We start from the raw sequence: 26,863 nt of genomic DNA, 5'->3' as shown, positions 1-26,863 counted from the left end.
TCCACTTCCTCGGCACCGTCGACGCCGTCCGCGCCGGCTCCGGCCGCCACCCCGACCACGCCGACCACCCCGACCCCCCAGGTTCCGGCCGCTCCGGCCCCGGCCGCTCCGGCGGCCGAAGCACTGCCGGCCGGATCCAAATCCGTGCGGGGCGCCGGCACGCCGGGCGCCGGCCTTCCCGTGCAGCGGGCGCGGACGAACTCCGGTGCCGCGCAGGAGCCGCCGGCCGGGCCCACGGCCGCCGTTCCCGCCGCGCGCCCGGACGCCCCCGCCGCCGGAAGCTCCCGTCCGGCCGCCCCCGCGGTGGGGACTCCGCGTCCGGGGACCCCCGCGGCCCCGCCCGCCGCCCCGGTCGTCCAGCGCGGCTCCGAGCGCCGTGCGCCGCGTCTCGGGCTGGGTGCGCCGGTCTCCGCGCGGCCCGCCGACCCGGCGGCCCCGCGGCCCCGGCCCACCGGCCCGGACCCGTCCGACCAGCCCGCGTCTCCCGTCCAGCGGGCCACCCCAGCCGGCCGTACGGCGTCGGAGCGGCTCGCCCCGCCGGCCGCACTGCCCTCGCCGGCCGAGCCCCACCGCCCCGGCGCCTCGGACCGTCCCGCTCCGACGGCGGCCGGGCCGGCCCCGTCACCGCGGCCCGGCGCCTCGCCGCGGCCGGCCCCGTCCACCGGGCCGAACCCCGCTCCCCGGCCCGGCTCGGCGGCACAGCACACCCGCTCGGTGTCTTCTCCGAGCCCGCGCGCCGGTTCGGGAACCCCGACGCCGCCCGCCGCACCCGTGCGCCTCGGCCCGGCGTCCGCCACGGCGCCCTCGGCCATCCCCGGCACACCGGCGGTCCCGGCCACCCCCTCCACCTCTGCCACCCCGCAGGCCCCGGCGATCCAGCGGAGCACGTCGCCCACGGCCGAGCCGACGCCCCCGCGCGCCTCGGCCCCCCGCCCGACGCCCCCCGCCGTCACCGCACCGAACGCACCCGCCGCCGAGGCGGGTGCGCCCGCGCCGCCGGCCGGCCCCGCACCGCTGCCCGTCCAGGACGGCGCGCCCCCGGTCGCCGTCCAGCGCGAGCACGCCGCCGAAGCCGCCGCCCCCGCACGGCGTCGCTCCCCCCTCGGCGCGCCGCTGCCCACCGCGCCCACCGACGTCGCCCCCCTCGCCGCCCCCGCGTCGACCGGCCCCACCGCCCCCGCCGGCCCCCTCCCGGTGGCCCGGCTCACGCCCCCCGCCCCCCTCGCACCACCGGCGCACGCCGCGCCCGCGGCGCCCGTGCGCACCACCAGGCCCTCACCCACCGGCCTCACCCCGCCGGTCGTACCGGCCGTACCGTCCCTCCCGGTGGTCCAGCGGTCCGCGAAGCTCACCAAGCCCGCGCCGTCGGCCACCGTCGCGGCCCCCGTGCCGCACCCGGCCCCGGCGCCGGTCACCCCGGCCGTCTCCCGGACCACGGCCCCGCCGCCGTCCCGCACGTCCCGCACCACCTCCCCACCGTCCCCCGTCGGCGGCCCGCCCTCCGGCGCCGCGACACCGCCGGACCACGCGGAGATCCCGCCGGGCGCGTTCGACCCGAGGGAGCTGACCGACTTCCAGCTCGACGAGCTGGTGCACCGGATCATCGGCCGCATCACCCGGCTGATCCGCACCGAACTCCGCCTGGACCGCGAGCGGATCGGCAAGCTCCGCGATCCGCGCCGCTGAGCACCCGCGCGGCACGCGACCACCGACCAGGAACGACGGAAACGAAAGAAAGGCCCACCCTCGATGTCCCGCCAGGACCCGGGCTCCACCATCTGGTTCACCCTCAGCATCGACGGCGAGAGCCTCGGCTACTTCAACGGCTGCGAGGGTCTGTCGTCCCAGGTGGAGGTCGAGCACCACCAGGAGGGCGGCAACAACGGCTTCGTCTGGCACCTGCCGACGCGCGTCACCTTCTCCACCATCCGGCTGACCCGCCCGCTCACCCCCGACACCGCCAAGGTCGCCAAGTGGATCTCGTCCGTGCAGACCGGCATCAAGCGGCCCACGGCGCAGATCGCGGCACTGCGCGCCGACGGGTCCGAGGTCGCCCGGTGGGGGCTGATCGACGTGCTGCCGGTGAGCTGGACCGGTCCCACGCTCGACCCCGCGAGCCCGGCGGTGGCGACCGAGGTGCTGGAGATCGCCCACCACGGGTTCACGGACTGAGGGGAAGCGGACACATGGCGAAAGGCAGCAGCGGCGGCGCCGGCAAGAGCCTGGTGCGGGCCACGCTCGCGATCCACCAGCCGCCCAAGGGCAAGAGCAGGACGCCCGGCGGGATCATCAAGACGTTCGGTTTCGACTTCAACCCGGCGCGGTTGTCGATGACCCGGCGCGCCAACTGGAAGGTCACCCCCGCCCAGATCGAACGCAGCGGCCCGCTCCCGGAGTTCATGGGCGCCGACCCCCGCGAGATGAGCCTGGAGATCTTCCTCGACTCCTCCGACGACCCGAACAGCAACACCGTCCTGAAGAAGGTCGAGTCGCTGCTGTCCTGCTGCGAGGTGACGGCGCAGAGCATCGCCGCCAAGCAGCCGTCGCCGCCGTGGGTCGTCTTCCAGTGGGGGTCGTTCTCCACGGCCCGCTTCACGGCGTACGTCAGCTCGGTGGAGGCCAGTTACACGCTGTTCGGGACGACGGGCGTGCCGATCCGCGCCACCTGCTCGCTCCGGCTGCACGAGATCCCCAGCCGGACCAAGGGGCAGAACCCGACCTCCGGCGCGCTCACCGCGCAGCGCGTGCACCGGGTCGTGGCGGGCGACTCGCTGCAGTCGCTGGCCTGGCGGGAGTACGGCGACACGGCCGCCTGGCGGGCCATCGCGGAGGTCAACGGCATCGACGACCCCGGATACCTGCCCACCGGCACCGAGCTGATCATGCCGGCCGCCGAGGAGGTGCGCGGCTGATGGTGCAGTCCGCCTTCTCCAATGTCATCGACGTCCGGGTCGGGGGCGCCAAGCTGCCGCCCGAGTTCGCCGCGGACCTCGTGGACAGCTACGTCGACCAGGGCGTCGGCGTCCCGGCGGCGTTCCGGCTCACCTTCCGGGACCCCTACCGGCTGCTGCTGGGCCAGCTGGGCATCACCTTCGGCACCAAGGTGGTGCTCGCCCCGGTGGCCGACGGCGACGGGTCCGGCGATCCGTTGCTGACCGGCGAGGTCACCGGTCTGGAGGCCGACTACGACGGCACCGGCAGTTTCACCGTCGTACGCGGCTACGACCTCGGGCACCGGCTGCTGCGCCGGCGCCGGGTGGCCGCGTACCGCAACCAGAGCGCCTCCGACATCGCCCGCAAGCTGGCCGCCCAGGACGGGGTGCCGGTCGGGAAGATCGAGTCCACGCGGACGGTGTACGAGTTCATCAGCCAGTCCAACGTCACCGACTGGGACTTCCTGGCACGGCTCGCCGACGAGAACGAGATGGTCATGTCGGTGGACGCGAAGGGGAAGTTCCAGTTCGTGAAGCCGAAGTCGGCCTCCGGCGCGCCGTCGCCGAGCACCGACGGCGACAAGAGCCCCTTCGTGCTCCAGGCCGGGCACGACATCCTGCGCCTGCGGGCCGCGGTCACCGCCTCCGACCAGGTCGGGAAGGTCGAGTCGCGCGGCTGGGACGTGACGACGAAGAAGAAGCTCACCGCCACCGCGCCCGCCGTCGACAACCCCGGCATCACCATCGGCGCCACGCCGGGCGAGGCCGCCGCCAAGTTCGGTCCCGCCACCCTGGTCGAGACGGGCACGCCCTACGACAAGCAGAACGAGGTGAAGTTCGCGGCCGACGCCCTCGCCGACGACGTGACCGGCTCGTTCGGCGAACTGGAGGTCGTGGCGCGCGGAAACCCCCTGCTGAGGCCGGGAGTTCCGGTGGCGCTGGCCGACGTCGGCGTGCCCTTCGAGGGCAAGTACACGGTGACCTCGGTGCGGCACGTCTTCGGCGACGGCAAGCACTACGAGGTGTGGGTGACGGTCAGCGGCCGGCAGTGGCGTTCGCTGTACGGGCTGGCCTCGGGCGGTTCGGACACCGCGCCCCGGCTGCCGAGCGTCGCCAACGCGCTCGTGACGGACGTGAACGACCCGCTCAAGCAGGGCCGGGTGCGGTTGCAGTTCCCGTGGCTGGACGACGCGTATGTCAGCGACTGGACGCGGACCGTGCAGATGGGCGGCCTGGACGGCGGCGGGATCTTCCCGCTGGACGTCAACGACGAGGTGCTGGTCGCCTTCGACCGGGGCGCGCTGGACCACCCGTTCGTCATCGGCGGGCTCTACAACGGCCGGGACAAGCCGACCGTCGTCAGCGACGTGCCGCTGCACGACACCGTGCGCAAGAAGGCCAGCCGGCACACCGTCTCCGACCGGGACGGCAACCGCATGGACCTGCTCAGCCAGAAGACCGGCGGCCGCAAGCAGGGTGTCCGGCTGGTGTCCGGCGACAAGCGGCTGACCATCAACCTGGACCGCACGAACACCGAGATCGTCGTGGACAGCAAGGGCTCGGTGACGATCAAGGGCAGCCGGTCGGTGTCGGTGGAGGCCGGAACCGACCTCTCGCTGAGCGCCGGGCGCAGCCTGACCCTCAAGAGCGGCGGGCCGCTCAGCATCCAGAGCGCGAGCATGGTCAACGTTCGGGCCGCCGGCGAGATCGGGGTCAACACCGTGGGCGCGCTGAACCTGACGGCGGGCGGCGTCGCCAACGTGACCGGCGGGGGCACCGTGCAGATCACCTCGGCCGTCAACACGACGATCAAGTCGCCGACCACGCTGGTCGGTTCGGCGGTGTTCGGGGTCACCACCATCCCGGTTCCGATGGTGATCCCGTGACGCGACTTCCAAAAGGCGGGGTGGGGTTCTGATGGCCGAGCAGTTCGTCGGGTCCGGGTGGTCGTTCCCGTTGCGCATCGGGCCGACCGGCGGGATAGCGCTGGTCAGCGGGGAGCGGGAGATCGAGGAGGCGATCCGGCTGGTGCTGTCGACCGCGCCGGGCGAGCGGCCGATGCGTCCCGACTTCGGCTGCGCGATCCACGACCTGGTCTTCGCCCCGGTCAACGAGCAGACCGCGGGCCGCATCCAGCACGAGGTGTACGCCACCCTGGACCGCTGGGAGCCGCGGATCGAGGTGGAGGACGTCGAGGTGACGGCGGGCGCCGACCGCAGCGTCCTCTACATCGACGTGCGCTACTCGATCCGCGGCACCAACAACCCGCGCAGCCTCGTCTTCCCGTTCTACGTCATTCCGTCCCACGACGAGCCGGAGGGCACCTCCCCGGCTCCGGAAAGCGACCGCTGATGGCACTGCCCTCCCCCAACCTCGACGACCGCCGCTTCCAGCAGTTCGTCGACGACGCCAAGCGCTACATCCAGCAGCGCGCACCGGAGTGGACCGATCACAACGTCTCCGACCCCGGCGTCACCCTCGTCGAGACGGTCGCCCACATGGCCGACCAGATCGTCTACCGGCTCAACCGGGTCCCGGAGAAGAACCACCTGGCCTTCCTGGACCTGGTCGGGATCACCCTGTTCCCGCCGTCGGCCGCCCGCACCGACGTCACCTTCTGGCTGTCGGCGCCGCAGGAGGAGCCGGTGGCGGTGCCGGTGGGCACCGAGGTCGCCACGATGCGCACCGAGAGCGAGGAGGCGGTCGTCTTCGCCACCGAGCGCGAGCTGACGGTCGTGCCTTGCGAGTTGCGCCATCTTCTGGTGCAGCACCGGGGCGAGACCGCCGTGGACCGCACGCACGACCTCACCGAGGACGACAAGGACCTGCTGTGCTTCGCGGAGTCGCCCGACCCCGGCGACAGCATGCTGTTCGGCCTGTCCGCGGCCGTGCCGCACTGCGCGCTGGCGCTGGACCTGGACAGCCGCGTCGACGGCGTCGGCGTGGACCCGCGCCAGCCGCCGCTGGTGTGGGAGGCGTGGACGGCGGACGGCTGGCGGCCCTGCGAGGTCGACCGGGACGGCACCGGCGGCCTCAACCGCCCCGGCGAGGTGGTCCTGCACGTCCCCGGCGGGCACGTGCTGTCGCGCAACGCCGGCCAGGAGGCGGGCTGGCTGCGCTGCCGGGTCACCGAGCCCCACCCCGGCCAGCCCTTCTACACCACCTCCCCCACCGTCCGCTCCGCCGAGGCGTTCACGGTCGGCGGCACCACCGCCACCGTGCACGCCGAAACGGTGTACGACGAGGCGCTCGGCGAGTCGTCCGGGCTGCCCGGACAGCGGCTGCGTCTGGCGCACGCGCCCGTGGTCGGCGACGACCCGCCGGTGCTGCTGCAGACCGCCGAGCACGACGGCTGGACCGACTGGCAGGTCGTCCCGAACTTCGCGGCCTCCGGCCCGCACGACCGGCACATCACCCTGGACGCCGCCGGCGGCGAGATCTCCTTCGGGCCCGCCGTGCGCGAACCCGACGGCACCCTGCGCCAGTACGGGGCCGTCGCCCCGAAGGGCTCGCCGATCCGGGCGCGCCGCTATCGCACCGGCGGCGGCCGCGCGGGCAACGTGGCCCGGGGCGCGGTGCAGATCCTGCGCACCTCGATCCCCTACGTCTCGGAGGTCGTCAACCGCGAGGCGGCGCGCGGCGGCGTGGACGGGGAGACCGTGGAGGAGGCGAAGGTCCGCGCGCCGATCACCCTGCGCGCCCAGGAACGGGCGGTGACCCTGCGCGACTACGAGGAGCTGGCCCGCCGGGCCGCCCCGGAGACGGCGCGCATCACCTGCCTGGAGGGCGAGGAGGGCGAGCACGGGGCCTATGCGGTACGGGTGCTGGTGGTGCCGCAGGCGGTCGCCGACCCGGGCGGACGGCTGCGCTTCGAACAACTCGTGCCCGGCGACGCCCTGTTGGATCGGATCACCCGGCACCTGGACGAACGCCGCCTGATCGGCACCCGGTTGGCGGTGGGACCGCCGTACTACCAGGGCGTGACGGTGGTGGCGACGGTGCACGCCTTCCGGGGCGTGGACACCGACCGGGTGCGCCGGGACGCGCACGACGCGCTCTACCGGCACCTCGACCCGCTCACCGGCGGCGCGGACGGCACCGGATGGCCGTTCGGACGTCCGGTCCAGTCCGGTGAGGTGTTCGCGGTGCTGCAGCGCGTGCCGGGCGTGGAGCTGGTCGACCAGGTGGTCCTGCACCCGGCCGACCCGCTGACCGGCAAGCGCGGGGAGGCCACGGACCGCATCGACCTGTCCCGGCCGTCGCTGGTCTTCTCCTTCGACCACCGGGTGCGCGTGATCGGGGACGGTGCCTGATGCGGGGCTCCATCGACGGTCTCGGCTCGTCCGCGCCGATCGGCATGATGCTGCCGGCGGTGTTCGCCGACGACGACCTCGCCCAGCGTTTCGTCGGCGGCCTGGACGAGGTGATCGCGCCGATCCTGAGCGTCCTCGACTGCCTGGACGCGTACTTCCGGCCCTCCCTCGCCCCGCTGGACTTCGCCCGGTGGCTGGGCGGGTGGGTCGGCGCGGAGACCGAGGGCGGCGAACCGGAACCGCTGCTGCGCGCGGCGGTGGCCGCCGCGGCGTATCTGCACCGCATCCGCGGGACCCGGCGCGGGCTGTCGGAGACGGTCCGGCTGGCCTTCGGCGTGGAGCCGGAGATCAGCGAGAGCGGGGCCGCTGACTGGAACGCGCGCCCGCTCGGCCCCGTTCCCGGCGAGCCGCGTCCCCGTCTGCACGTACACCTGCGGCTGCCCCGCCCCACCGCCGCGGACCGGCATCGCCTGGACACCCTGGTGGCCGCCGCCCGCCCCGCCCACATGCCGTACACGGTTCAGGTGACCGCCATGGAAGCCGCCGTACCCGCCGAAAGGACCTCCGAGAGATGACGACCACCCAGAACTGCGCCGACTGCGGCACCCGCGCGGAACCGGGCCAGTCGTTCTGCGACGCCTGCGGGGCGGTGCTGAGCTGGACGGACCGGTCGGCGAGCCGCACCCCGGCGGCAGCGACGGCCGCGGCGCCGGCCGGCGCCGGGGGCCCCGGCGGTGCCGGTGAGCCCGGCGGCACCGGCGGGCCCGTCGGGGCGCCGGAAGCGTCCGGGACTGCCGGTACGCGGTCCGGCGAGCCTTCGGCGGCGGGGACCCCCGCCGGGTCCCCGACCGGCGCGGCCCCGGCCTCCTCCGCCCCCGCGGCCACCGGCTCCGGCGGCGCGCTCGGCGCCGCGGCGGCCGGTGGCGCCGCCGCTTTCCGTCCCGACGGCGGCGGCACGGATCCGGCGGGCCCGGCCCGCACCGCGCCGACCGCTACGGGCGCCCCGGCCCCGTCCGCCGAACCGGCGGTCGGACCGGCCGCCGAACCGGACCCCTCCGCGGCGGCGGACACCCTGCCCCAGCCCGCCGTCGCCGTCTCCGCTCCCGCGGCCTCACCGGCCGTGGACCAGACCGCTCCCACCGCGCCCCTGCCCGCCGCGCCGGCGGCCGGCGAGACGGAGGGCATGACCGACCGGGCGCGGCAGCTCCTCATCCCGGTCTCCGACCCGGGGCCGCAGGCCGCGGCGGCTCCCTCCGTGGCCCCGGTGCTGCCGGGCCGTCCGGCCCCCCAGCGCCCGCAGGTCGTACGGGCCCCGGGCGAGGAACTGGGCGCCGACGGCGGGACGCCGTGCCCGTGGTGCGGGACGGGCAACCGGCCCGACCGGCACTACTGCGCGCGCTGCGCGATGCCGATGGCCGGTGGCGCGCAGGCGCCGACCCGGCTGCCCTGGTGGCGGCGGCTGACGGCGGCCGGCAACCGCGAGGCCCCGTGGGCCGGCGACCGGCCGCGCCTGCGCCGGGCCTTCGACCGCGTCCTGGCCTGGCTGGGTGTGGCCGTCGTCCTGGGTCTGCTGATCGCGCTGGTGGTGAACATTCCCCAGGGGGTCCAGGCGACCCGCGACCACTTCGCCAAGCGCGCCCCGGTCGCGCCCGACCGTGTCAGCGCGTCCCGCTCCTACCCGGGCCACAAGCCCGAGCTGGCGTTCGACAAGCTCAACAACACCTGGTGGGGCCCCGGCGTGTCCGACTCCGGCCAGGGCCAGTGGGTCGAGGCCCGGTTCGACGAGCCGACCCGGCTGCTGGACCTGATCATCACGCCGGGCGTGTCGATCCGTCCCGACCAGCTCTCCAAGTCGGCGCTGCCGCACCGGGTCAAGGCCCTGATCACGCTGGCCGACGGCAAGACCACGACCCGTGAGCTCACCCTCGACCAGGGTGCGGGCGGCCAGCGCCGCTCGTTCCGGGTCGGCGAGGTCACGGCCGTCCGCTTCGTCATCGAGTCCGCCTACCAGACCTCCGGCAGCAAGCAGGTGTCCATCGCCGAGATCGAGTTCTTCGGCCCGTCCAACGGGAGCTGACGCAGGGAGGCGGACCATCCGCCCTGGCGCAGGTCCTCCGTCCGGATCAGGCACCCGGGGCACGCGAGCCCGGCCTGATCCGGACGAGAGGCCCTACAAGCCCACGATCTTGTTCCACCGCCGCGCGAACTCCAGGCGCTCCCTCGACGTCATGTCGCGGGCGATGGCCAGGCGTTCGCGCATGGCGGTGTCGGGGAAGATCAGCGGATTGTCGGCCAGGGCGGCCGTCTCCTCGTCCCCGGAGGCGGCCAGCACCTCCTTCGCGGCCGGGACCGGGCACACGTAGTTCACCCAGGCGGCCAGTTCGGCGGCGACCTCGGGTTCGTAGTAGTAGTCGATCAGGCGTTCGGCGTTGGTCTTGTGGTCGGCCCGGTTGGGGATCATCAGGGAGTCGGACCACAGCTCGGCGCCCTCCTCGGGGACGACGAAGCGGATGTCGGGGTTGTCCGCCTGGAGCTGGATCACGTCGCCGGAGTAGGCCTGGCAGGCCAGGACGTCGCCGCTGACCAGGTCCTTGGTGTAGTCGTTGCCGGTGAAGCGGCGGATCTGGCCGCGGGCGACCTGCCTCTCCACCTGGTCGCACATGCGGTGGAAGTCGTCCGCCGTCCACTTGCGGATGTCGACGCCGTCGCCCTGCATCAGCAGCGCGAACGCCTCGTCGAGCCCGGACAGCAGGGTCACCCTGCCCTTCAGGTCGCTCGCCCACAGGTCGGAGACGGCGCGGATCTCGCGGCCGAGCCGGCGGCGGTCGTAGGCGATGCCGGTGATGCCCGACTGGTACGGCACCGTGAACCGCCGCCCGGGGTCGAAGGCGGGCGAGCGCAGCAGCGGGTCGAGGTTCGCGGCGACGTGGGGCTGGCGGGCGCGGTCCATCTGCTGCACCCAGCCCAGGCGCACGAACCGCGCGCACATCCAGTCGCTGATGACGATGAGGTCGCGGCCCGGCTTCTGGTGGTTCATCAGCGCGGGGCTGATCTTGCCGAAGAACTCGTCGTTGTCGTTGATCTCCTCCGAGTAGTGCACGGAGATGCCGGTGCGCTTCTCGAAGGCCTCCACGGTGGGCCGCCGGTTGGGGTTCTTTTCGTCGGTGTCGATGTAGAGCGGCCAGTTCGACCAGGTCAGCCGCCTGTCGGTGGCCGAGGTGTCCGGGGCCGCGCGGTCGCCGGGCCGGACGTAGGCGGCGGGCACACCGCAGCCGGCGAGCGCGCCGAGCGCGGAGGCGGCGCCGAGCGCGCGCAGCAAGAAGCGGCGGGAGGGTGCGGGCCTGCTCGGGAGCGGCTTCAGGGGCGTCATCGGTGTCCGGGGCATTGGCGCAGCATGACGCGACCGCCCAGGGCGGGACAATCGACGCTCCGTCGAGCGCCCCGGGGCGGAGGCGACACGTTGTCGATCAGGCCAGGCCGGGGGCGCGCCCGCGCACACCGCCTCACGCGCGCCGGGCCCCGCCGGGGCCCGGGACGGCCCACGCGCCGTCCATCCCCGCCGCGAACCGGACGCCCGCGCCGTCCATCCCCGCCGCGAACCGGACGCCCGCGCCGTCCGTCCCCGTCACGAGCCGGGGAGGCGCCTGCCGTCCGTCCCCGTCACGAGCCGGGGAGGCACCTGCCGTCCGTCTCGGCCGGGAGCCGGACGCGGGCGCTCGGCGCCACGGCGGAACCGGACCCCGCGCCGCACGACGGCACGACGCGGCCCCGGACGGTCCGTCCTCCGTCCGGGGCCACGGGTCGTACGGCGGGCGCCCTCTCCGGCCGAGGAGGCGCGTGGGTCGCCGGAGCGGCCTCCCACGCGCCCCCGGCCGGCTCGGCGGGCCCGCGGAGCGCTACGCGTCGAGCGACGTCATCACGTGCTTGATCCGCGTGTAGTCCTCGAAGCCGTACGCCGACAGGTCCTTGCCGTAGCCGGACTTCTTGAAGCCGCCGTGCGGCATCTCGGCGACCAGCGGGATGTGGGTGTTGATCCACACGCAGCCGAAGTCGAGCTTCTTGGACATCCGCATGGCGCGGGAGTGGTCCTTGGTCCACACCGAGGAGGCCAGCGCGTACTCGACGCCGTTGGCCCACTCGACGGCCTGGTCCTCGTCCGCGAAGGACTGGACGGTGATGACCGGGCCGAAGACCTCCTTCTGGATGATCTCGTCGTCCTGCTTGAGGCCCGAGACGACGGTCGCGGCGTAGAAGTAGCCCTTGTCGCCGACCTGGTGGCCGCCGGCCTCGACCTTGGCGTGGGCGGGCAGCCGCTCGATGAAGCCGGCGACCTGCTTGAGCTGGTTCGGGTTGTTCAGGGGGCCGAAGAGCACGTCCTCGTCGTCCGGCTGCCCGGTCTTGGCCTCCTCGGCGGCCTTGGCGAGCGCGGCGACGAACTCGTCGTGGATCGACTCGTGCACCAGGACGCGGGTGGCGGCCGTGCAGTCCTGGCCGGCGTTGAAGAAGCCCGCGACCGAGATGTCCTCGACGGCCTTGTCGATGTCGGTGTCCTCGAAGACCACGACCGGGGCCTTGCCGCCGAGCTCCAGGTGGACCCGCTTGAGGTCCTTGGAGGCGGACTCGGCGACCGACATGCCGGCCCGGACGGAGCCGGTGATGGAGGCCATCGCCGGGGTCGGGTGCTCGACCATGAGGCGGCCGGTGTCGCGGTCGCCGCAGACGACGTTGAAGACGCCCTTGGGCAGGACCGAGCCGATGATGTCGGCGATCAGGACCGTGGAGGCGGGGGTGGTGTCCGACGGCTTGAGGACGACCGTGTTGCCGGCGGCGAGGGCCGGGGCGAACTTCCACACGGCCATCATCATCGGGTAGTTCCACGGCGCGACCTGGGCGCAGACGCCGATCGGCTCGCGGCGCACGATGGAGGTCAGGCCCTCCATGTACTCGCCGGCCGAGCGGCCCTCGAGCATCCGCGCCGCACCCGCGAAGAAGCGGATCTGGTCGACCATGGGCGGGATCTCCTCGGAGCGGGTGAGCCCGATGGGCTTGCCCGTGTTCTCCACCTCCGCCGCGATCAGTTCCTCGGCACGCTCCTCGAAGGCGTCCGCGATCTTCAGCAGGGCCTTCTGACGCTCTGCCGGGGTGCTGTCGCGCCAGCCCGGGAACGCCGCCGCGGCGGCGGCCATGGCGGCGTCGACGTCCGCCTGGCCGGACAGCGGCGCGGTCGCGTACGCCTCACCGGTCGCGGGGTTGACCACCTCGGTGGTCCGTCCGTCGGCGGCGTCCCGGAACTCACCGTCGATGTAGTTGCGCAGACGACGCAGCTCGGTGCTCACTGCCGGCCCTCCTTGGCTGGTGCAGGTGTCCAATCACTGAGACACCCACCCTAGTCGGCGCGCCCACGTTTTCAACACCCCCGTCCGCATGACTTCTGCGAAATCCGCAGAGCGCGCGGTCTCAAACAACGAATTTCATCGCTCACGCCTTGCAAAACTATCGAGACGTCGTGCACAGTGAGGTCGTGGCCAGTCGAAGCGCAGAGCAGAGGGACTCGTCCCGCGAGTCCCGCAACGGGAACGGCACCCCCCAGCTGGACGCCGTCTCCCTCGCCATCATCCAGCAGCTCCAGGAGGACGGCCGCAGGCCCTACGCCGCGATCGGCAAGGCCGTGGGCCTGTCCGAGGCGGCCGTGCGCCAGCGCGTCCAGAAGCTGCTGGACCAGGGCGTCATGCAGATCGTCGCCGTCACGGACCCGCTCACCGTGGGCTTCCGCCGGCAGGCGATGGTCGGCATCAACGTCGAGGGCGATGTCGAGGCCATAGCGGACGCGCTGACTGACATGTCGGAAGTCGAGTACGTGGTGATGACCGCGGGCTCGTTCGACATCCTCGCCGAGATCGTCTGCGAGGACGACGACCACCTGCTGGACGTCATCAACAAACGCATCCGGGCCCTTCCCGGCGTGCGCTCCACCGAGAGCTTCGTCTACCTCAAGCTCAAGAAGCAGACCTACATGTGGGGAACCCGATAACCGTGAGCAAGGACCTCAGCCGAACCGCGTACGACCACCTGTGGATGCACTTCACCCGCATGTCCTCGTACGAGAACTCCCCTGTGCCGACGATCGTGCGCGGCGAGGGCACCTACATCTACGACGACAAGGGCAAGCGCTACCTGGACGGTCTCGCGGGTCTGTTCGTGGTCCAGGCCGGCCACGGTCGCACCGAGCTGGCCGAGACCGCCTTCAAGCAGGCCCAGGAGCTGGCGTTCTTCCCCGTGTGGTCGTACGCCCACCCCAAGGCCGTCGAGCTGGCCGAGCGCCTCGCCGACTACGCGCCGGGCGACCTGAACAAGGTGTTCTTCACCACCGGCGGCGGTGAGGCCGTCGAGACCGCCTGGAAGCTCGCCAAGCAGTACTTCAAGCTGGTCGGCAAGCCCACCAAGCACAAGGTCATCTCCCGCGCGGTCGCCTACCACGGCACCCCGCAGGGCGCGCTGTCCATCACCGGCCTGCCGGGCCTGAAGGCCCCCTTCGAGCCGCTGGTGCCGGGCGCGCACAAGGTCCCGAACACCAACATCTACCGCGCCCCGATCTTCGGCGACGACCCCGAGGCCTTCGGCCGCTGGGCCGCCGACCAGATCGAGCAGCAGATCCTCTTCGAGGGCCCCGACACCGTCGCGGCCGTCTTCCTGGAGCCGGTGCAGAACGCCGGCGGCTGCTTCCCGCCGCCGCCCGGCTACTTCCAGCGGGTCCGCGAGATCTGCGACCAGTACGACGTGCTGCTCGTCTCCGACGAGGTCATCTGCGCCTTCGGCCGCCTCGGCACCATGTTCGCCTGCGACAAGTTCGGCTACGTCCCGGACATGATCACCTGCGCCAAGGGCATGACCTCGGGCTACTCCCCGATCGGCGCCTGCATCATCTCCGACCGCCTGGCCGAGCCGTTCTACAAGGGCGACAACACCTTCCTGCACGGCTACACCTTCGGCGGCCACCCGGTCTCCGCGGCGGTCGGCCTCGCCAACCTCGACCTGTTCGAGCGCGAGGGCCTCAACCAGCACGTGCTGGACAACGAGGGCGCGTTCCTGTCGACGCTGCAGAAGCTGCACGACCTGCCGATCGTCGGCGACGTCCGCGGCAACGGCTTCTTCTACGGCATCGAGCTGGTGAAGGACAAGAACACCAAGGAGTCCTTCAACGACGAGGAGACCGAGCGCGTCCTGTACGGCTTCCTGTCCAAGGCGCTGTACGACAACGGCCTGTACTGCCGTGCCGACGACCGCGGCGACCCGGTCGTCCAGCTCGCCCCGCCGCTGATCTCCAACCAGGAGACCTTCGACGAGATCGAGCAGATCCTGCGCGCGACGCTGACGGAGGCGTGGACCAAGCTGTGACCGACGCGTCACGGTGAGCGCCGTGGGCGCGTGCCGCGGCGGTGGGCGACCTGACGCGCGCACCGTCACGGCGGGCGACCCGTGAGGCGCGTACCTCCGATCAGATGATCATCACCGGCCCCGGAGCCGTCCGTTCGAGTGGGAAACGGCGGCCCGGGGCCGTGTGCTGTCCAGGCTCCCGGCGTCGGCTGCCTAGCGTTCAGTGACCGATCGGCTCCGCCTTCGTTCCCTCGTATGGGGGATTCGTACGAAGGATTCCCCGGACCGTACGGCAACGCGCGGCATTTCTGATCCGAACCGAGGTGTACGCCATGGTGGCCCCGCCGGACAACGACGTGCTCTGGGCACGCGCCCTGCACTACACCCACAAGGACGGCTCCCCCGCGCTCGGCGGCGTCTCGCTCGGCGTCCGGCAGGGCGAGATCCTCGCCGTCGGCGGCCCGAGCGGCAGCGGCAAGACCACGCTGCTGCGATGCCTGTCCGGCATGGTGCGGGTGCGCGAGGGCGAGGTCTGGTTCAACAGCTCCCCCGTGCACACCCTCGGGCCGCTCGCCCGCGAACGGCTGCGCCGCGACCGGTTCGGCTGGATCGACCCCGTCCCCGCCCTCGTGCCGGAGCTCAACGTCTGGGAGAACGCCGCCCTGCCGCTGATGCTGCGCGGCACCACCAGACGCCGGGCCAAGGTGGCCGCCCTGGAGTGGCTGGAACGCCTGGACGCCGGCGAACTGGCCCGCAAGCGCCCGCACCAGCTGCGCCAGGCCGAACGCCAGCGCGTCTGCATCGCCCGCGCCCTGGCCCCCGCGCCGACGGTGCTGTTCGCCGACGAGCCGACGGCCCCGCTGCACCGCGCCGACCGCGCCCACGCGCTGCGCACCCTCACCACCGCCGCCCGCTCGCACGGCATCACCGTCGTCCTGGCCACGCACGACGCGGAGACCGCGGCCCTCGCCGACCGCACGGTGGCCCTGCTCGACGGCCGCTGCGTGAAGACGGTGCACCTGCCGCCGGCCGGCGACACCACGGAAGGCCGGGCCGCGTGCTCGCTCTCCGTCTGATCCGCGTGGCCCACCCGGCCGTCCAGCTGCGCCGCCTCACCGTCGTGGCGGCCTCGGCGGGCACGGGCTTCCTGCTGCTGTCCAGCCTCGGACACGCCCTCGGCCACCCGGACGACCCGTCCGCCGCACTGCTGCGCCTGGCCTGGTGCGCGGTACCGCTGGCCGCCACGGCCCACCTGGCGGTCGCGGTCGCCCGCAGCGACCCCGGCACCCGGCCCCGCTCCGGCCTGTCCGCGCTCGGCCTCGGCCCCGCCCGCCTGATGGCCGTCTCGGCCGCGACCACCGCACTGGCCTGCGCCTTCGGCTCGCTGCTGGCACTGCTGCTCTTCCTCCTCCTGCGCGGCGACCTCCCCGGCCCGCCGTTCCCCCTCGACGGGGCGGCGTACGGGTTCCTCGCCGCCCGCGAGCGGCTGCCCGCCGCCGGGACGCTGACGCTGCTGGCGACCGTCCCGGCGGTCGCCTCCGCGGCGGTCGCCGCCGCCCTGCGCCCCCGGGAGCGGACGGACCGGCCCTCCCGCACCGACACGACGCCGAGCCCGAGTCCCGACGGCGCCGCGCCGGACGCCGTCCAGGACGCCCCCGCCGACGGCGGCGAGGCCTCCGACGACCCGGTCCCCGGCGACGGCACCGGCCCCGCGCTCCCGTCCGACCGGTCCCCCGCGGGCCTGCCCTGGGGCATCGCCGTGCTCGCCGCCGGCCTCACCGTCGAGACCTACGCCGGGCGCACCCCCGACGGCGCCTCCCGCGCCTTCCTCCCCGGCGACCTCACCGCCGGCTCCGTGCCCGTCCTCGCCGGCTGGCTGCTCACCGCCCTCGGTCTCGCCCTCGCCGGCCCCGGCCTCACCCATCTGTGCGGCCGCCTGCTCCAGGCGGTGCGCCCGGGCGCCCTGCGCCTCCTGGCCGGCCGGGTCCTGATGGCGGAGGCGGGCCGCATCGGCCGCCCCCTGGGCGTGGTCTGCGCGGTCGCGTCGGGGACGTACGCCATGACCGCGCTGCACGGCGGAGCCGCCGCCCCGCCCGGTCCGCTCACCGCCCTCGGCGCGCTGCTCGTGGCCGGCTGCGCCGTGGCCGCCCTGCTCACCGCCGCCGTCGAGGCGCGGCAGGTCAGGGCCGGGACCACCGCCGCCCTCAGACGGCTGGGCGCGCCCGCCACCGTGCTGCGCTCCGCGGCCGCCCTGCGCGCCGCCGCCCTGCTCGCCCTGTTCCTCCCACTGACCTGGGCGGTCGCCACGCTCGCCGCGCTGCCCCTGGCGCACTGAGTGACAGCCCGGAAGAAAAATCGGGGGCCACCGATGAGTTCCGCGGGCCCGCTCCGTCTACCCCACCGAAAGGCACGCAGGGCACCCACCCACGAACGGGAGCGACTCCACCATGTACCAGCAGATGATCTTCGTGAACCTGGCGACCGCCGACGTGGCCGCGTCGAAGAAGTTCTTCACCGAGCTCGGCTACTCCATCAACCCGCAGTTCTCCACCGACGACTGCGCCTGTGTCGTCATCAGCGACACGATCATCGCCATGCTGCTCGGCAAGGAGCGTTACGCCGACTTCACCAAGAAGGAGATCGCGGACTCCACCCGGACCAGCGAGGTGCTGATCTGCCTGAGCGCCGAGAGCCGCGAGAAGGTGGACGAGCTGGTCGAGAAGGCGATCGCGGCCGGCGGCACGGCGTCGGGCGAGACCCAGGACCACGGCCACATGTACGGCCGTGCCTTCGACGACCTCGACGGGCACACCTGGGAGGTCATGTGGATGGACCCGGCGGCGGTGCGGGGCTGACCCGGACGGATTCGTTCCGGCCCGGGCGGTTCCCGCCCGGGCGGGCCGATTCGCCCCCGCCGCCCGGATCGGGCCGGTTCACAACGCGCTCAAACGTCGTGGCGGTTAATGAACGGGCAAAGTCAACGACCGCGCGGGACAGGCGCGTTGACACTTCTGACCGAGCGCCTATAGATGTGGGCCTCCTGGGGGTGCCGGGGCACTGCCCGTCGTCACCCGGTCGCCCCACCACCCCCTTCACCCCCCGCAACCGCACATCCCGTGAAGGGCAAAGTGGCCATCTTGTCGATATCCCGTCGTACCGTACGTCCCCTGCGCGTCCTGGGCGTCGCCACCGCGTCCGCCGCGCTCGCACTGGGCGCGGCGGGCCACGCGCTCGCCTGCGACATCAGCGAGTTCTCCGCCGAAGCCAAGTGCGAGGGCGGCAAGGGCGTCATCGCCGTCACCGACAAGGACGCCTTCGGCACCCCGGCCGTCATCACCGTCTTCCTGGAGAACAACGGCGCCGACGCGAAGCGGATCGGCACGCCCCGGTCGGTGAAGGGCACCGCCCAAGGCGCCGTCGTCTCCTTCGCCGAGAACTGGCAGCCGAACGCCGAGTACCGCATCCACGTCAAGGCCGGCGGCAAGCTGGTCGACGCGGACATCAAGCCGAACCTCAAGACCCCGTCGGCCGCCTGCGCGCCCACCACCCCGAGCGCGCCCGCCACGCCGTCCGAGCCGGCCACTCCCTCGAAGCCGGCGACCCCGGCCCAGTCGGCGCCGGCGACCTCCGCGGCGCCCTCGGCGCCCGCCGCACAGACGCCGGCCCCCTCGCAGAGCAGCACCGCCCCGGCGGGCACCGTGAACAACGCCCCCTCGCCCGCGGCCGGTGACTCCAACCTCGCCGAGACCGGCGCGAGCTCCGACACCGGCCTGATCGCCGGCATCGCGATCGCCCTGGTCGTCCTCGGCGGCGGCGCCGTCTTCCTCGGCCTGCGCCGGCGCGGGGCCAACAGCGGTCGCTGACGCCCTCGTCCGCACCTTCCCTCCGCGGCCCGTCCCCGAACCCGGGGACGGGCCGCGGCCGTCGGCGGCGGTCGCGGGCTCAGCCCAGCAGCACGACGTCGGCCGGGTCGAACTCCACCCCGACCTCGTCACCGACCTCCGGCGCCGAGCGCAGCGCACAGGCCGCCTCCAGAGGCGGCGCGTCCGGGGGCTGGAGGCGGACGGCGACATGGGTGCCCCGGAAGGTGCGGGCGGCGACCGTGCAGCGCAGGCCCTCGTCGGCCGGGACGAGCCGCACTCCGGCCGGCCGGACCAGCAGCGTGCGGGCGCCCTCGGCGGAGTCCTCGGGGACGGGCACCTTGCCCCACGGCGTGACCGCCACCCCGCCGTCCACGCCCGCCTCGACGACGTTCTCGAAACCGAGGAAGCGGGCGACGAAGGCGTCCGCCGGCCGCTGCCACACCTCCAGCGGGGTCCCGGACTGGGCGATCTCGCCGTCGCGCATCACCACGACCCGGTCGGCGAGCGCGAAGGCCTCGCCCTGGTCGTGCGTGACGGCGAGCACCGTGGTCCCCAACCGGCCGAACAGCTCGCGCAGTTCGACCACGAGCCGCTCGCGCAGCGTGCGGTCGAGCTGGCCGAGCGGCTCGTCCAGCATCAGCAGCCGGGGCCGGGGGGCCAGCGCGCGGGCGAGCGCGACCCGCTGCTGCTCGCCGCCGGAGAGCGCGGCCACGGCTCGTCCGCCCGCTCCCGGCAGCCCGACCAGCTCCAGCAACTCCTCGACGCGTGCGGCCCGTTCATCCTTCGCGGTGCCGTGCATGCGCAGCCCGAAACCGACGTTGCCGGCCACGTCGCGCTGCGGGAAGAGCTGGTGGTCCTGGAACATCAGCCCGACCTCGCGCCGGTGCACCGGCACCGTCGCCTGGTCCCGGCCCTCCAGCAGCACCCGCCCGGCGTCCAGCGGCTGCAGCCCGGCCACGGCTCGCAGCAGCGTCGACTTGCCGCTCCCGCTGGGCCCGAGCACGCACACGATCTCGTGCTCGGCGACCGCCAGGTCCACGGCGTCCAGCACCGCCCGCCCGCCGAAGCGGACGGTGGCGGATTCCAGCCTCAGCAGCATCAGAACTCCCCGCTCCGGTCCGTGCCCCGCAGCCGCTCCAGGAGCAACAGGGCGACGGCGCACACCACCATCAGAATCGTCGACAGGGCCATCGCCTGACCGTAGTTGAGGTCGCCGGGGCGGCTGAGCAGCCGTGCCACCGCGACCGGGAGGGTCGGGTTGTCGGGCCGTGCGATGAACACGGTGGCCCCGAACTCGCCGAGCGAGACCGCGAAGGCGAAACCCGCGGCGACCAGCAGCGCCCGCCGCACCATCGGCAGGTCCACCTCCCGCCACACCCGCCAGGGCGACGCCCCGAGCACCGCCGCCGCCTCCCGCAGCCGTACGTCCACCGCGCGCAGCACGGGCAGCATGGTCCGTACGACGAAGGGCACCCCGACCAGGGCCTGCGCGAGCGGGACCAGGATCCAGGACTGCCGGAGGTCGAGCGGCGGCTCGTCCAGGGCGATCAGGAAGCCGAAACCGACGGTCACCGCGGAGACGCCGAGCGGCAGCATCAGCAGCGCGTCGAAGCCCCGTACGAGCCGCCCGGAGTCCCGGCGGGTGAGCGCGGCGGCGGCCAGGGAGCCGATGACGACGGCGATGGCGGTGGCCGCGGCGGCGTAGGACAGTGAGGTGCCGACGGCGTCGATCGGTGCGACGAGGAAGGTGCCGCCGTCGGCGTCGCTCAGCGCCCGGTAGTAGCCGAAGCCGGGTGCGGTGAGCGAGCGTTGCACGAGCACGGCCAGCGGCAGCAGGAGCAGCAGGGCCACGGTGGCGAGCACTCCGGCGAGCAGGGCCCACTGGCCCGCGCCGCGCGGCCGGCGGGCGGTCAGGGAGGAGTCGACCAGCTTCAGCGAGGTCTCCCGGTGCCGCACGGTCCAGGCGTGCACGGCGAGGACGGCGCCCACCGCGAGGAACTGGACGACGGTGAGGACGGCGGCGGTCGACAGGTCGAAGATCTCGGAGGTCTGCCGGTAGATCTCCACTTCGAGGGTGGAGAAGGCGGGCCCGCCGAGGATCTGCACGATGCCGAAGGAGGTGAAGGTGAAGAGGAACACCATGAGCGCGGCGGCCGCCAGGGCGGGGGCCAGCGCGGGCAGGGTGACCTTGCGCCAGGCGGTCAGCGGTGAGGCGCCGAGCATCCGGGCCGCCTCCTCCTGCCGTGGGTCGAGCTGCGCCCACAGGCCGCCCACCGTGCGGACGACGACGGCGTAGTTGAAGAAGATGTGGGCGAGGAGGATCGCCCACACGGTGGTGTCCAGGCGCACCCCCCACAGTTCGTCGAGGAGGCCGCCGTGCCCGACGAGGGCGAGGAAGGCGGTGCCGACGACGACGGTGGGCAGCACGAACGGCACGGTGACCACGGCGCGCAGCACCTGACGGCCGGGGAAGGCGAAGCGGGCCAGCACGTAGGCGCCGGGCAGCGCGATCAGCAGGGTGAGCGCGGTGGAGGCGAGCGCCTGCCAGGTGGTGAACCACAGCACGTGCCGGATGCCGGGGTCGGCGAGCACGTCCGCGAACCGGCCGAAGTGCCAGGCGCCGTCGGCCCGCAGGCCGCGCCGGACGATCGCCACCACGGGGTAGGCGAAGAACACCGCGAAGAACGCGACGGGCAGGGCCATCAGGCCGAGCCGCGCCGCGTTCCCCGAGCGGCGGCGTCGCCCGCCGCCTACTTCACTACGAGCGAGGTCCACGACTTGACCCACTGGTCACGGTTGGCGGCGATCTTCTCCGGGGCCATGGTCTCGGGGTCCTTGGCCTGGGGGCCGTACCGGGTGAACTCCGGCGGCACCTGGGCGGCCTCGCGCACCGGGTAGACGAACATGTTCAGCGGCATGTCGTCCTGGAACTCCTTGGTGAGGAGGAAGTCGAGGAAGGCCTTGCCGCCCTTGGTGTTGCGGGCGTTGCCGAGCAGTCCCGCGTACTCGACCTGCCGGAAGCAGGTGCCCTGGACGACGCCGGTCGGCGCGGTCTTCGGCTGGGGCTTGGCGTAGATGACCTCGGCGGGCGGCGAGGAGGCGTAGGAGACGACGAGCGGGCGGTCGCCGCCCGCCTTCCTGCCGCCGGCGGATCCGGAGAACTCCTGGTCGTAGGCCTGTTCCCAGCCGGAGACGACCTTGACGCCGTTGGCCTTCAGCTTCCTCCAGTACGCCTGCCAACCGGTGTCGCCGTACTTGGCGGCGGTGCCGAGCAGGAAGCCGAGGCCGGGCGAGGAGGCGGCGGCGTCCTCGGTGACGAGGAGGTTCTTGTAGCGCGGCTCGGCCAGGTCGTCGAGGGAGGCCGGCGGGGCCAGTTCGTGGTCGGCGAAGTACTTCTTGTCGTAGTTGACGCAGATGTCGCCGGTGTCGATCGGAGTCACCCGGTGCTTGGCCTGGTCGACCCGGTACTGCGGCAGGACCAGTTCGGAGCCCTTCGGCTGGTAGGGCTGGAACAGGCCGTTGTCCAGGGCGCGGGACAGCAGGGTGTTGTCGACGCCGAAGAAGACGTCGCCCTGCGGGTGGTCCTTGGTGAGAATGGCCTTGTTGACGGCCTGCCCTGCGTCGCCGTCCATGAGGACCTTGACCTTGTAGCCGGAGGACTTCTCGAAGTCCGCGATGACGCTCTTGGACGCCTTCCACGAGTCGTGGCTGACCAGGGTCACGGTCTTGGAGTCCGCGGCGCTCGTGTCGCCGCCCGACGATCCGCACGCGGACAGCGTGACCAGTCCCAGCCCGACCGCGGCCGCGACGAACGTCTTGGTGTGCACTGGACTTTCCTCCTGGGGGTGGGCCAGGAAGAGACGCGGCCCTGCCCGGGCATTCCGTGGGATGCCCGGGCAGGACGCAACAGCTCGAGTGATGACCGAACTTCCTACCCAGAATGACCCGGGCGAGGTTCAGAGGGTCTGCGGCCGGTGCCGCACTCTCAGCGCTGTGGCGCTCCCCTGTCGGAATATGAAGATGTGTGTACGGCCCCAGACTACCGCCCGGCCGCCGGCGACCGCCCACGGCCCACGACGGCGGTCCCGCCGCGGGCCCCGGCGGTCTACCGCTCGGTGGCGGCCAGCTGGCCGCAGGCGCCGTCGATCTCCTGGCCGCGGGTGTCCCGGATGGTCACCGGCACCCCGTGCGCGGCGATCGCCTCGACGAACGCCTTCTCGTCCTCGGGCCGCGAGGCGGTCCACTTGGAGCCGGGGGTCGGGTTGAGCGGGATGCAGTTGACGTGCACCGGCCTGCCCTTGAGGAGACGGCCGAGCCGGTCGCCGCGCCAGGCCTGGTCGTTGATGTCGCGGATCAGCGCGTACTCGATGGAGAGCCGGCGCCCGGACTTCGCCGCGTACTCGAAGCCGGCGTCCAGCACCTCCCGCACCTTCCACCGCGTGTTGACGGGGACGAGGGTGTCGCGCAGCTCGTCGTCCGGGGCGTGCAGGGAGATCGCGAGCCGGCACTTGAAGCCCTCGTCGGCGAACCGGTGGATCGCGGGGACCAGGCCCACCGTCGAGACGGTGATGCCGCGCTGCGACAGGCCGAGCCCGTCGGGCTCGGGGTCGGTGAGGGCGCGGACGGCGCCGACGACGCGCTTGTAGTTGGCGAGCGGCTCGCCCATGCCCATGAACACGATGTTGGACAGCCGCGCCGGGCCGCCCGGCACCTCGCCGTCGCGCAGGGCGCGCATGCCGTCGACGATCTGGTGCACGATCTCGGCGGTCGACAGGTTGCGGTCCAGGCCCGCCTGCCCGGTGGCGCAGAACGGGCAGTTCATGCCGCAGCCCGCCTGCGAGCTGATGCACATGGTCACCCGGTCCGGGTAGCGCATGAGCACCGACTCGACGAGCGTCCCGTCGAACAGCCGCCACAGCGTCTTGCGGGTGGTGCCGGCGTCGGTCGACAGGTGCCGCACGACCGTCATCAGGTCGGGCAGCAGCGCCTCGCGCAGTTTCTCCCGCGAGCCGGCCGGGATGTCGGTCCACTGCTCGGGGTCGTGCGCGTACCGCGCGAAGTAGTGCTGCGAGAGCTGCTTGGCACGGAACGGCTTCTCGCCGATCGCGGCGACGGCCTCCTTGCGCTCGGCAGGCGACAGATCGGCAAGGTGCCGCGGCGGCTTCTTGGCTCCGCGCGGGGCGACGAAAGTGAGTTCTCCGGGCTTGGGCATGGTGGTACCAGTGTCGCAGATCGACTTGGGTGACCTGGGGGCGTCGGTCGTCGGGCCGGCGCCGAGGGGCCCGGACCGGCGCCGCGGCCGTCACGCGGTGGCGTGGGCCCGCCTCTTCCGGCGCGGCCGCTCGTGGGGGTCGCCTCGGCAGGTCCGGGGCCGTGGCCCGTGTCGGTCGTGTCCGGCGTGGTCGTTACCGGGGCCGGGACGGGGGGACGTTGGTACGTTGGGCGGTGCTCCGCGGTCGGCCGTGCCCGGGGTGGGCCGGGGGTGGCCGCCGGGGCCCAGGCGCGGCGAAAGGGGGAAGCGGTGGTCGACGGGGACGGCGACGTGTTCGCCGAAGGGGAGCGGCTGAACCGACGGAAGCGGGACGCCGAACGGAGCCGGCGGGAGGACGTGGAGGCCGGGGAGGCGGCGGTCTCCGCGTTCACGGAGAGGTTCCACGCGTTCGCCCGGTCCAGTGCGCGCAAGCTGGAGGAGGCCGGTGTGCCGCTGTCGGCGGTCCCCTGGGAGGCCCGGCGGCCCGTCGAGCCCCCGCCCCGCTCCTGGCTGGCGCGCAAGCTCTGGACCCCCGAGCCTCCCGAGCGTGTGGCCACGCACCACGCCTGGAGGCTGTGCCGGCTCTGGGCCGGCGGTGACCGGTACAGCGGCATCGGGCGCCATGTGACGTGGGGAGGCGTCTGGGACCGCGGGGACAAGCAGGGCGAGTGGACCGGGTATCCCATCCTCCTGCTGGACCGCCACGGCAACGTGACGGTGGGCCTCTCCGCGAAATTCGCGCCGTCCCTGGGCGAGGGAGCGCCGTACCGCGATTACCTCTACTGGCCGTCGCCGCCCCCCGAGCACGGCGCGCCGCCCGTCGGTGAACGCCTCTCCCGCGTCTCGCCCCAGGACCTGGTGCATTTCATGGGCGAGACCCGGTTCGTGTCCCAGTGGACCGAGGCCGGCACCCAAGCGTACCAGGAAGAGACCGATTCCGTGGAGGAACTGAACGCGGAGGCGGCGGCCTCCTGCCTCGAACGGATGGCGGCGGGAGTCCTCCACATGATCGACGAGCACACCGCCCGAGTCGTCCGGGAGCGGGAAGCCAACCCGTGGCGCCGTCTCGACCAGTGACCACGAACCCGGCCGTACGCGGGAGGAGCCCCCACCCCGGCCGGGGTGGGGGCTCCTCCCGCGTACGCGGCCCGAAGGGTCAGGCAGAGCCGACGAAGAGCACCAGCAGCAGCCAGGCCACCGGCGCGGTGGGCAGCAGCGAGTCGAGGCGGTCCATGATGCCGCCGTGACCCGGGAGCAGGGTGCCCATGTCCTTGATGCCCAGGTCGCGCTTGATCATGGACTCGCCGAGGTCGCCGAGGGTGGCGCTGGCGGCGACGGCGAGGCCGAGGAGCAGGCCCTGCCACCAGAGGCCGTCGTCGATCAGGAACTGCATGCACAGCGCACCGGCGACCATGGCGAAGGCGACGGCGCCGAACAGCCCCTCGCGGGTCTTGCCCGGGCTGATGCGCGGGGCGAGCTTGTGCTTGCCGAAGCGCCAGCCGACCGCGTACGCGCCCGTGTCGCTGACCACCGTGAGGATCAGGAAGGTCAGGACGCGCAGCGGACCGTCGTCCGCGGTGAGCATCATCGCCACGAACGTGGCCAGGAAGGGCACGTAGAAGACGGCGAAGACACCCGCCGTGACGTCCCTGAGGTAGCCCTCGGGCGGCTGTGTCATCCGCCAGACCAGGACCGCGAGCGTGGTCAGGGCCATCGCCACCCAGGCGCCCTCGGCGTCGCGCACGTACCCGGCGACCACCATGGCGGCGCCGCCGACGGCCAGGGGCACGAGCGGCGCCTTGATCTCCTTGCGCTCCTGGAGCCGCGACGTCAGCTCCCACAGGCCGACCACGACCGCGACCGCGATCACGCCGACGAAGACGGCCTTGACGATGAACAGGGACGCGATGATCACCACGCCGAGCCCGAGGCCGACTCCTATGGCAGCGCCCAGGTCCCGGCCCGCGCTCTTCTTCTGCGGGGCGGGCGCCGGCTGCGGGGCGTCGGGCATGGGCTCCGGATTCTGCGACACCGCCTGGTGGGCGGGCGGCGTCTGCGGCGTGTCGTAGGGCCGCGGCTGCGGCGCTTCGTACGGCTGCGGCTGTATCTCGTACGGCTGCGGGTGCGGCTGTATGCCGTACGACTGCGGCTGCCGCGTCTCGTACGGCTGCCGCGTGTCGTACGACTGCGGCTGCGGGGGCTGGGTGCCGTGGGGCTGCGGGGCCTGGTCCCGGAACAAGGGGCCGCCCGTCCGGGCGGCCCCCCGGTCGTCATCCTGGTTTCCGCCGTGTGCGGGCACCTCGGGCACGATGGGCATGGGGCGGGTCTGCTGGGCGCCCTGCTGCGCATCGTACGCGGGGCCCGTGGGGGCGACGGCCCCCGGGGCGGACCCCTGGGCGGGGGACCCGTCCGCGGGTCCCCAGTACCCGGCCGGCTGCGGCGCTCCCCAGGAAGAGTCGTTCATCAGACCTCGAGCAGCTCCGACTCCTTGTGCTTCAGGAGCTCGTCCACCTGCGCGACGTACTTCGCGGTGGTGTCGTCGAGCTCCTTCTCCGCACGGCGGCCCTCGTCCTCGCCGACCTCGCCGTCCTTGATCAGCTTGTCGATCGCGTCCTTGGCCTTGCGGCGCACCGAGCGGATGGAGACCTTGGCGTCCTCACCCTTGCCCTTGGCGACCTTGATGTACTCGCGGCGGCGCTCCTCGGTCAGCTCGGGGAACACCACACGGATGATGTTGCCGTCGTTGCTCGGGTTGACGCCCAGGTCGGAGTCCCGGATCGCCTGCTCGATGTTGCGCAGCGCGGTCTTGTCGAACGGGGTCACGACCGCCATCCGCGGCTCCGGCACGGAGAACGAAGCCAGCTGGTTGATCGGCGTCGGCGCCCCGTAGTAGTCGGCCACGATCTTGTTGAACATCGCCGGGTGCGCACGGCCGGTGCGGATCGCGGCGAAGTCCTCCTTGGCGACCACGACGGCCTTCTCCATCTTCTCCTCGGCCTCGAGGAGGGTCTCTTCGATCACCACTTGCTCCTGCGTGTCTTGAGTAGGCCCGGCTGCGGTTCCTCGTCGGGGCCGACGGCCGGCTGCGTCGCGTCTTCTTCCTGCACGGTTCCCGACCGGCAGGCCATT

General features: G+C 73.2%; 23 protein-coding genes and 1 riboswitch. Of the genes, 15 read left to right on the top strand and 8 right to left on the bottom strand.

Annotated elements, in window-relative coordinates; genetic code table 11:
• Positions 1-714: 714 nt before the first annotated feature.
• The 8 genes from ACH5A8_RS29250 (at position 715) to ACH5A8_RS29215 (ending at position 9,323) form a co-directional block, all read left to right on the top strand.
• Positions 715-1,686 carry a hypothetical protein gene (locus tag ACH5A8_RS29250; protein ID WP_399006953.1) on the top strand — a complete coding sequence of 324 codons (972 nt, stop codon included), beginning with the start codon at positions 715-717 and terminating at the stop codon, positions 1,684-1,686.
• Positions 1,687-1,749: 63 nt separating this feature from the next.
• Complete coding sequence (locus ACH5A8_RS29245) at positions 1,750-2,172, top strand: phage tail protein (protein WP_399006951.1); 423 nt, start codon at positions 1,750-1,752, stop codon at positions 2,170-2,172.
• Between the two features lie 14 nt (positions 2,173-2,186).
• The gene (locus ACH5A8_RS29240) at positions 2,187-2,912 is read left to right on the top strand and encodes a LysM peptidoglycan-binding domain-containing protein (RefSeq protein ID WP_399006949.1); all 726 of its coding nucleotides are present in this window, start codon (positions 2,187-2,189) and stop codon (positions 2,910-2,912) included.
• Positions 2,912-4,819: a VgrG-related protein gene (locus ACH5A8_RS29235; protein WP_399006948.1), complete on the top strand. Its 1,908-nt coding sequence runs from the start codon at positions 2,912-2,914 to the stop codon at positions 4,817-4,819. Before ACH5A8_RS29240 ends, ACH5A8_RS29235 begins: the two co-directional genes overlap by 1 nt.
• A gap of 31 nt (positions 4,820-4,850) precedes the next feature.
• A complete protein-coding gene (locus ACH5A8_RS29230; RefSeq protein ID WP_399006946.1) occupies positions 4,851-5,285 on the top strand; it encodes a GPW/gp25 family protein in 435 nt (144 codons plus the stop codon).
• A complete protein-coding gene (locus ACH5A8_RS29225; protein WP_399006944.1) occupies positions 5,285-7,246 on the top strand; it encodes a putative baseplate assembly protein in 1,962 nt (653 codons plus the stop codon). The genes ACH5A8_RS29230 and ACH5A8_RS29225 overlap by 1 nt, the downstream gene beginning before the upstream one ends.
• On the top strand, positions 7,246-7,821 hold the full coding sequence (locus tag ACH5A8_RS29220) for a phage tail protein (RefSeq protein ID WP_399006942.1): 576 nt from the start codon (positions 7,246-7,248) through the stop codon (positions 7,819-7,821). Before ACH5A8_RS29225 ends, ACH5A8_RS29220 begins: the two co-directional genes overlap by 1 nt.
• On the top strand, positions 7,818-9,323 hold the full coding sequence (locus ACH5A8_RS29215) for an NADase-type glycan-binding domain-containing protein (RefSeq protein ID WP_399006940.1): 1,506 nt from the start codon (positions 7,818-7,820) through the stop codon (positions 9,321-9,323). The genes ACH5A8_RS29220 and ACH5A8_RS29215 overlap by 4 nt, the downstream gene beginning before the upstream one ends.
• A 93-nt stretch (positions 9,324-9,416) precedes the next feature.
• On the opposite strand, the gene ACH5A8_RS29210 is transcribed toward ACH5A8_RS29215, so the two are convergent.
• Both ACH5A8_RS29210 and ACH5A8_RS29205 read right to left on the bottom strand, forming a co-directional pair.
• Entirely contained in the window at positions 9,417-10,631 is a 1,215-nt protein-coding gene (locus tag ACH5A8_RS29210) for a spermidine/putrescine ABC transporter substrate-binding protein (protein WP_399006938.1), read from the bottom strand.
• A 511-nt stretch (positions 10,632-11,142) separates the two neighbouring features.
• Positions 11,143-12,582 carry a gamma-aminobutyraldehyde dehydrogenase gene (locus ACH5A8_RS29205; RefSeq protein WP_399006936.1) on the bottom strand — a complete coding sequence of 480 codons (1,440 nt, stop codon included), beginning with the start codon at positions 12,580-12,582 and terminating at the stop codon, positions 11,143-11,145.
• A gap of 170 nt (positions 12,583-12,752) precedes the next feature.
• Here ACH5A8_RS29205 and ACH5A8_RS29200 point away from each other — a divergent pair, with 170 nt between their 5' ends.
• The 6 genes from ACH5A8_RS29200 to ACH5A8_RS29175 all read left to right on the top strand — a co-directional run bounded on the left by ACH5A8_RS29200 (position 12,753) and on the right by ACH5A8_RS29175 (position 18,483).
• Positions 12,753-13,277, top strand: coding sequence for an Lrp/AsnC family transcriptional regulator (locus ACH5A8_RS29200; RefSeq protein WP_009190909.1), 525 nt, complete (start codon positions 12,753-12,755; stop codon positions 13,275-13,277).
• Positions 13,262-14,641 (top strand): aspartate aminotransferase family protein, encoded by a 1,380-nt coding sequence (locus ACH5A8_RS29195; RefSeq protein WP_399006934.1) that lies wholly within the window; start codon positions 13,262-13,264, stop codon positions 14,639-14,641. The genes ACH5A8_RS29200 and ACH5A8_RS29195 overlap by 16 nt, the downstream gene beginning before the upstream one ends.
• Before the next feature lie 311 nt (positions 14,642-14,952).
• A complete protein-coding gene (locus tag ACH5A8_RS29190; protein ID WP_399006933.1) occupies positions 14,953-15,696 on the top strand; it encodes an ABC transporter ATP-binding protein in 744 nt (247 codons plus the stop codon).
• Positions 15,678-16,955, top strand: a complete 1,278-nt coding sequence (locus ACH5A8_RS29185) for a hypothetical protein (protein WP_399006931.1) — start codon at positions 15,678-15,680, stop codon at positions 16,953-16,955. Before ACH5A8_RS29190 ends, ACH5A8_RS29185 begins: the two co-directional genes overlap by 19 nt.
• 112 nt (positions 16,956-17,067) lie before the next feature.
• Positions 17,068-17,475 (top strand): VOC family protein, encoded by a 408-nt coding sequence (locus ACH5A8_RS29180; protein ID WP_399006929.1) that lies wholly within the window; start codon positions 17,068-17,070, stop codon positions 17,473-17,475.
• 282 nt (positions 17,476-17,757) lie between these two features.
• Positions 17,758-18,483 (top strand): LAETG motif-containing sortase-dependent surface protein, encoded by a 726-nt coding sequence (locus ACH5A8_RS29175; protein WP_399006927.1) that lies wholly within the window; start codon positions 17,758-17,760, stop codon positions 18,481-18,483.
• A 79-nt stretch (positions 18,484-18,562) separates the two neighbouring features.
• Here the strand turns inward: ACH5A8_RS29175 and ACH5A8_RS29170 are convergent, their stop codons facing one another.
• The 4 genes from ACH5A8_RS29170 to rlmN all read right to left on the bottom strand — a co-directional run bounded on the left by ACH5A8_RS29170 (position 18,563) and on the right by rlmN (position 23,695).
• Positions 18,563-19,582 (bottom strand): ABC transporter ATP-binding protein, encoded by a 1,020-nt coding sequence (locus ACH5A8_RS29170; RefSeq protein WP_399006925.1) that lies wholly within the window; start codon positions 19,580-19,582, stop codon positions 18,563-18,565.
• Complete coding sequence (locus tag ACH5A8_RS29165; protein ID WP_399006923.1) at positions 19,582-21,258, bottom strand: ABC transporter permease; 1,677 nt, start codon at positions 21,256-21,258, stop codon at positions 19,582-19,584. Before ACH5A8_RS29165 ends, ACH5A8_RS29170 begins: the two co-directional genes overlap by 1 nt.
• Complete coding sequence (locus tag ACH5A8_RS29160) at positions 21,234-22,310, bottom strand: thiamine ABC transporter substrate binding subunit (protein ID WP_399006922.1); 1,077 nt, start codon at positions 22,308-22,310, stop codon at positions 21,234-21,236. Before ACH5A8_RS29160 ends, ACH5A8_RS29165 begins: the two co-directional genes overlap by 25 nt.
• Before the next feature lie 83 nt (positions 22,311-22,393).
• Positions 22,394-22,499: riboswitch (TPP riboswitch) on the bottom strand.
• Between the two features lie 89 nt (positions 22,500-22,588).
• Positions 22,589-23,695, bottom strand: a complete 1,107-nt coding sequence (rlmN, locus tag ACH5A8_RS29155) for a 23S rRNA (adenine(2503)-C(2))-methyltransferase RlmN (protein ID WP_399006920.1) — start codon at positions 23,693-23,695, stop codon at positions 22,589-22,591.
• Between the two features lie 309 nt (positions 23,696-24,004).
• On the opposite strand from rlmN, the gene ACH5A8_RS29150 reads away from it, so the two are divergent.
• A complete protein-coding gene (locus ACH5A8_RS29150; protein ID WP_399006918.1) occupies positions 24,005-24,811 on the top strand; it encodes a hypothetical protein in 807 nt (268 codons plus the stop codon).
• Between the two features lie 79 nt (positions 24,812-24,890).
• Here ACH5A8_RS29150 and ACH5A8_RS29145 read toward each other — a convergent pair whose 3' ends face one another.
• Together ACH5A8_RS29145 and frr are read right to left on the bottom strand one after the other, a co-directional pair.
• Positions 24,891-26,198, bottom strand: a complete 1,308-nt coding sequence (locus ACH5A8_RS29145) for a phosphatidate cytidylyltransferase (RefSeq protein WP_399006916.1) — start codon at positions 26,196-26,198, stop codon at positions 24,891-24,893.
• Positions 26,198-26,755, bottom strand: a complete 558-nt coding sequence (gene frr, locus ACH5A8_RS29140; protein ID WP_399006914.1) for a ribosome recycling factor — start codon at positions 26,753-26,755, stop codon at positions 26,198-26,200. Before frr ends, ACH5A8_RS29145 begins: the two co-directional genes overlap by 1 nt.
• Positions 26,756-26,863 lie beyond the last annotated feature (108 nt).

This window comes from Streptomyces sp. NPDC018610, assembly GCF_044391765.1.
In the GTDB taxonomy this organism is placed as follows: Bacteria; Actinomycetota; Actinomycetes; order Streptomycetales; family Streptomycetaceae; genus Streptomyces.
The sequence above is the reverse complement of the archived record's forward strand: the minus strand, read 5'-3'. Positions and strand labels throughout refer to the sequence as shown.

What these genes read in the sequence shown, in the direction of transcription:
- ACH5A8_RS29245 (WP_399006951.1), top strand. Translation starts at nt 1,750, where the DNA reads ATGTCCCGCCAGGACCCGGGCTCCACCATCTGGTTCACCCTCAGCATC.
- ACH5A8_RS29240 (WP_399006949.1), top strand. Translation starts at nt 2,187, where the DNA reads ATGGCGAAAGGCAGCAGCGGCGGCGCCGGCAAGAGCCTGGTGCGGGCC.
- ACH5A8_RS29235 (WP_399006948.1), top strand. Translation starts at nt 2,912, where the DNA reads ATGGTGCAGTCCGCCTTCTCCAATGTCATCGACGTCCGGGTCGGGGGC.
- ACH5A8_RS29230 (WP_399006946.1), top strand. Translation starts at nt 4,851, where the DNA reads ATGGCCGAGCAGTTCGTCGGGTCCGGGTGGTCGTTCCCGTTGCGCATC.
- ACH5A8_RS29225 (WP_399006944.1), top strand. Translation starts at nt 5,285, where the DNA reads ATGGCACTGCCCTCCCCCAACCTCGACGACCGCCGCTTCCAGCAGTTC.
- ACH5A8_RS29220 (WP_399006942.1), top strand. Translation starts at nt 7,246, where the DNA reads ATGCGGGGCTCCATCGACGGTCTCGGCTCGTCCGCGCCGATCGGCATG.
- ACH5A8_RS29215 (WP_399006940.1), top strand. Translation starts at nt 7,818, where the DNA reads ATGACGACCACCCAGAACTGCGCCGACTGCGGCACCCGCGCGGAACCG.
- ACH5A8_RS29210 (WP_399006938.1), bottom strand. Translation starts at nt 10,631, where the DNA reads ATGCCCCGGACACCGATGACGCCCCTGAAGCCGCTCCCGAGCAGGCCC.
- ACH5A8_RS29190 (WP_399006933.1), top strand. Translation starts at nt 14,953, where the DNA reads ATGGTGGCCCCGCCGGACAACGACGTGCTCTGGGCACGCGCCCTGCAC.
- ACH5A8_RS29180 (WP_399006929.1), top strand. Translation starts at nt 17,068, where the DNA reads ATGTACCAGCAGATGATCTTCGTGAACCTGGCGACCGCCGACGTGGCC.
- ACH5A8_RS29170 (WP_399006925.1), bottom strand. Translation starts at nt 19,582, where the DNA reads ATGCTGCTGAGGCTGGAATCCGCCACCGTCCGCTTCGGCGGGCGGGCG.
- rlmN (WP_399006920.1), bottom strand. Translation starts at nt 23,695, where the DNA reads ATGCCCAAGCCCGGAGAACTCACTTTCGTCGCCCCGCGCGGAGCCAAG.
- ACH5A8_RS29145 (WP_399006916.1), bottom strand. Translation starts at nt 26,198, where the DNA reads ATGAACGACTCTTCCTGGGGAGCGCCGCAGCCGGCCGGGTACTGGGGA.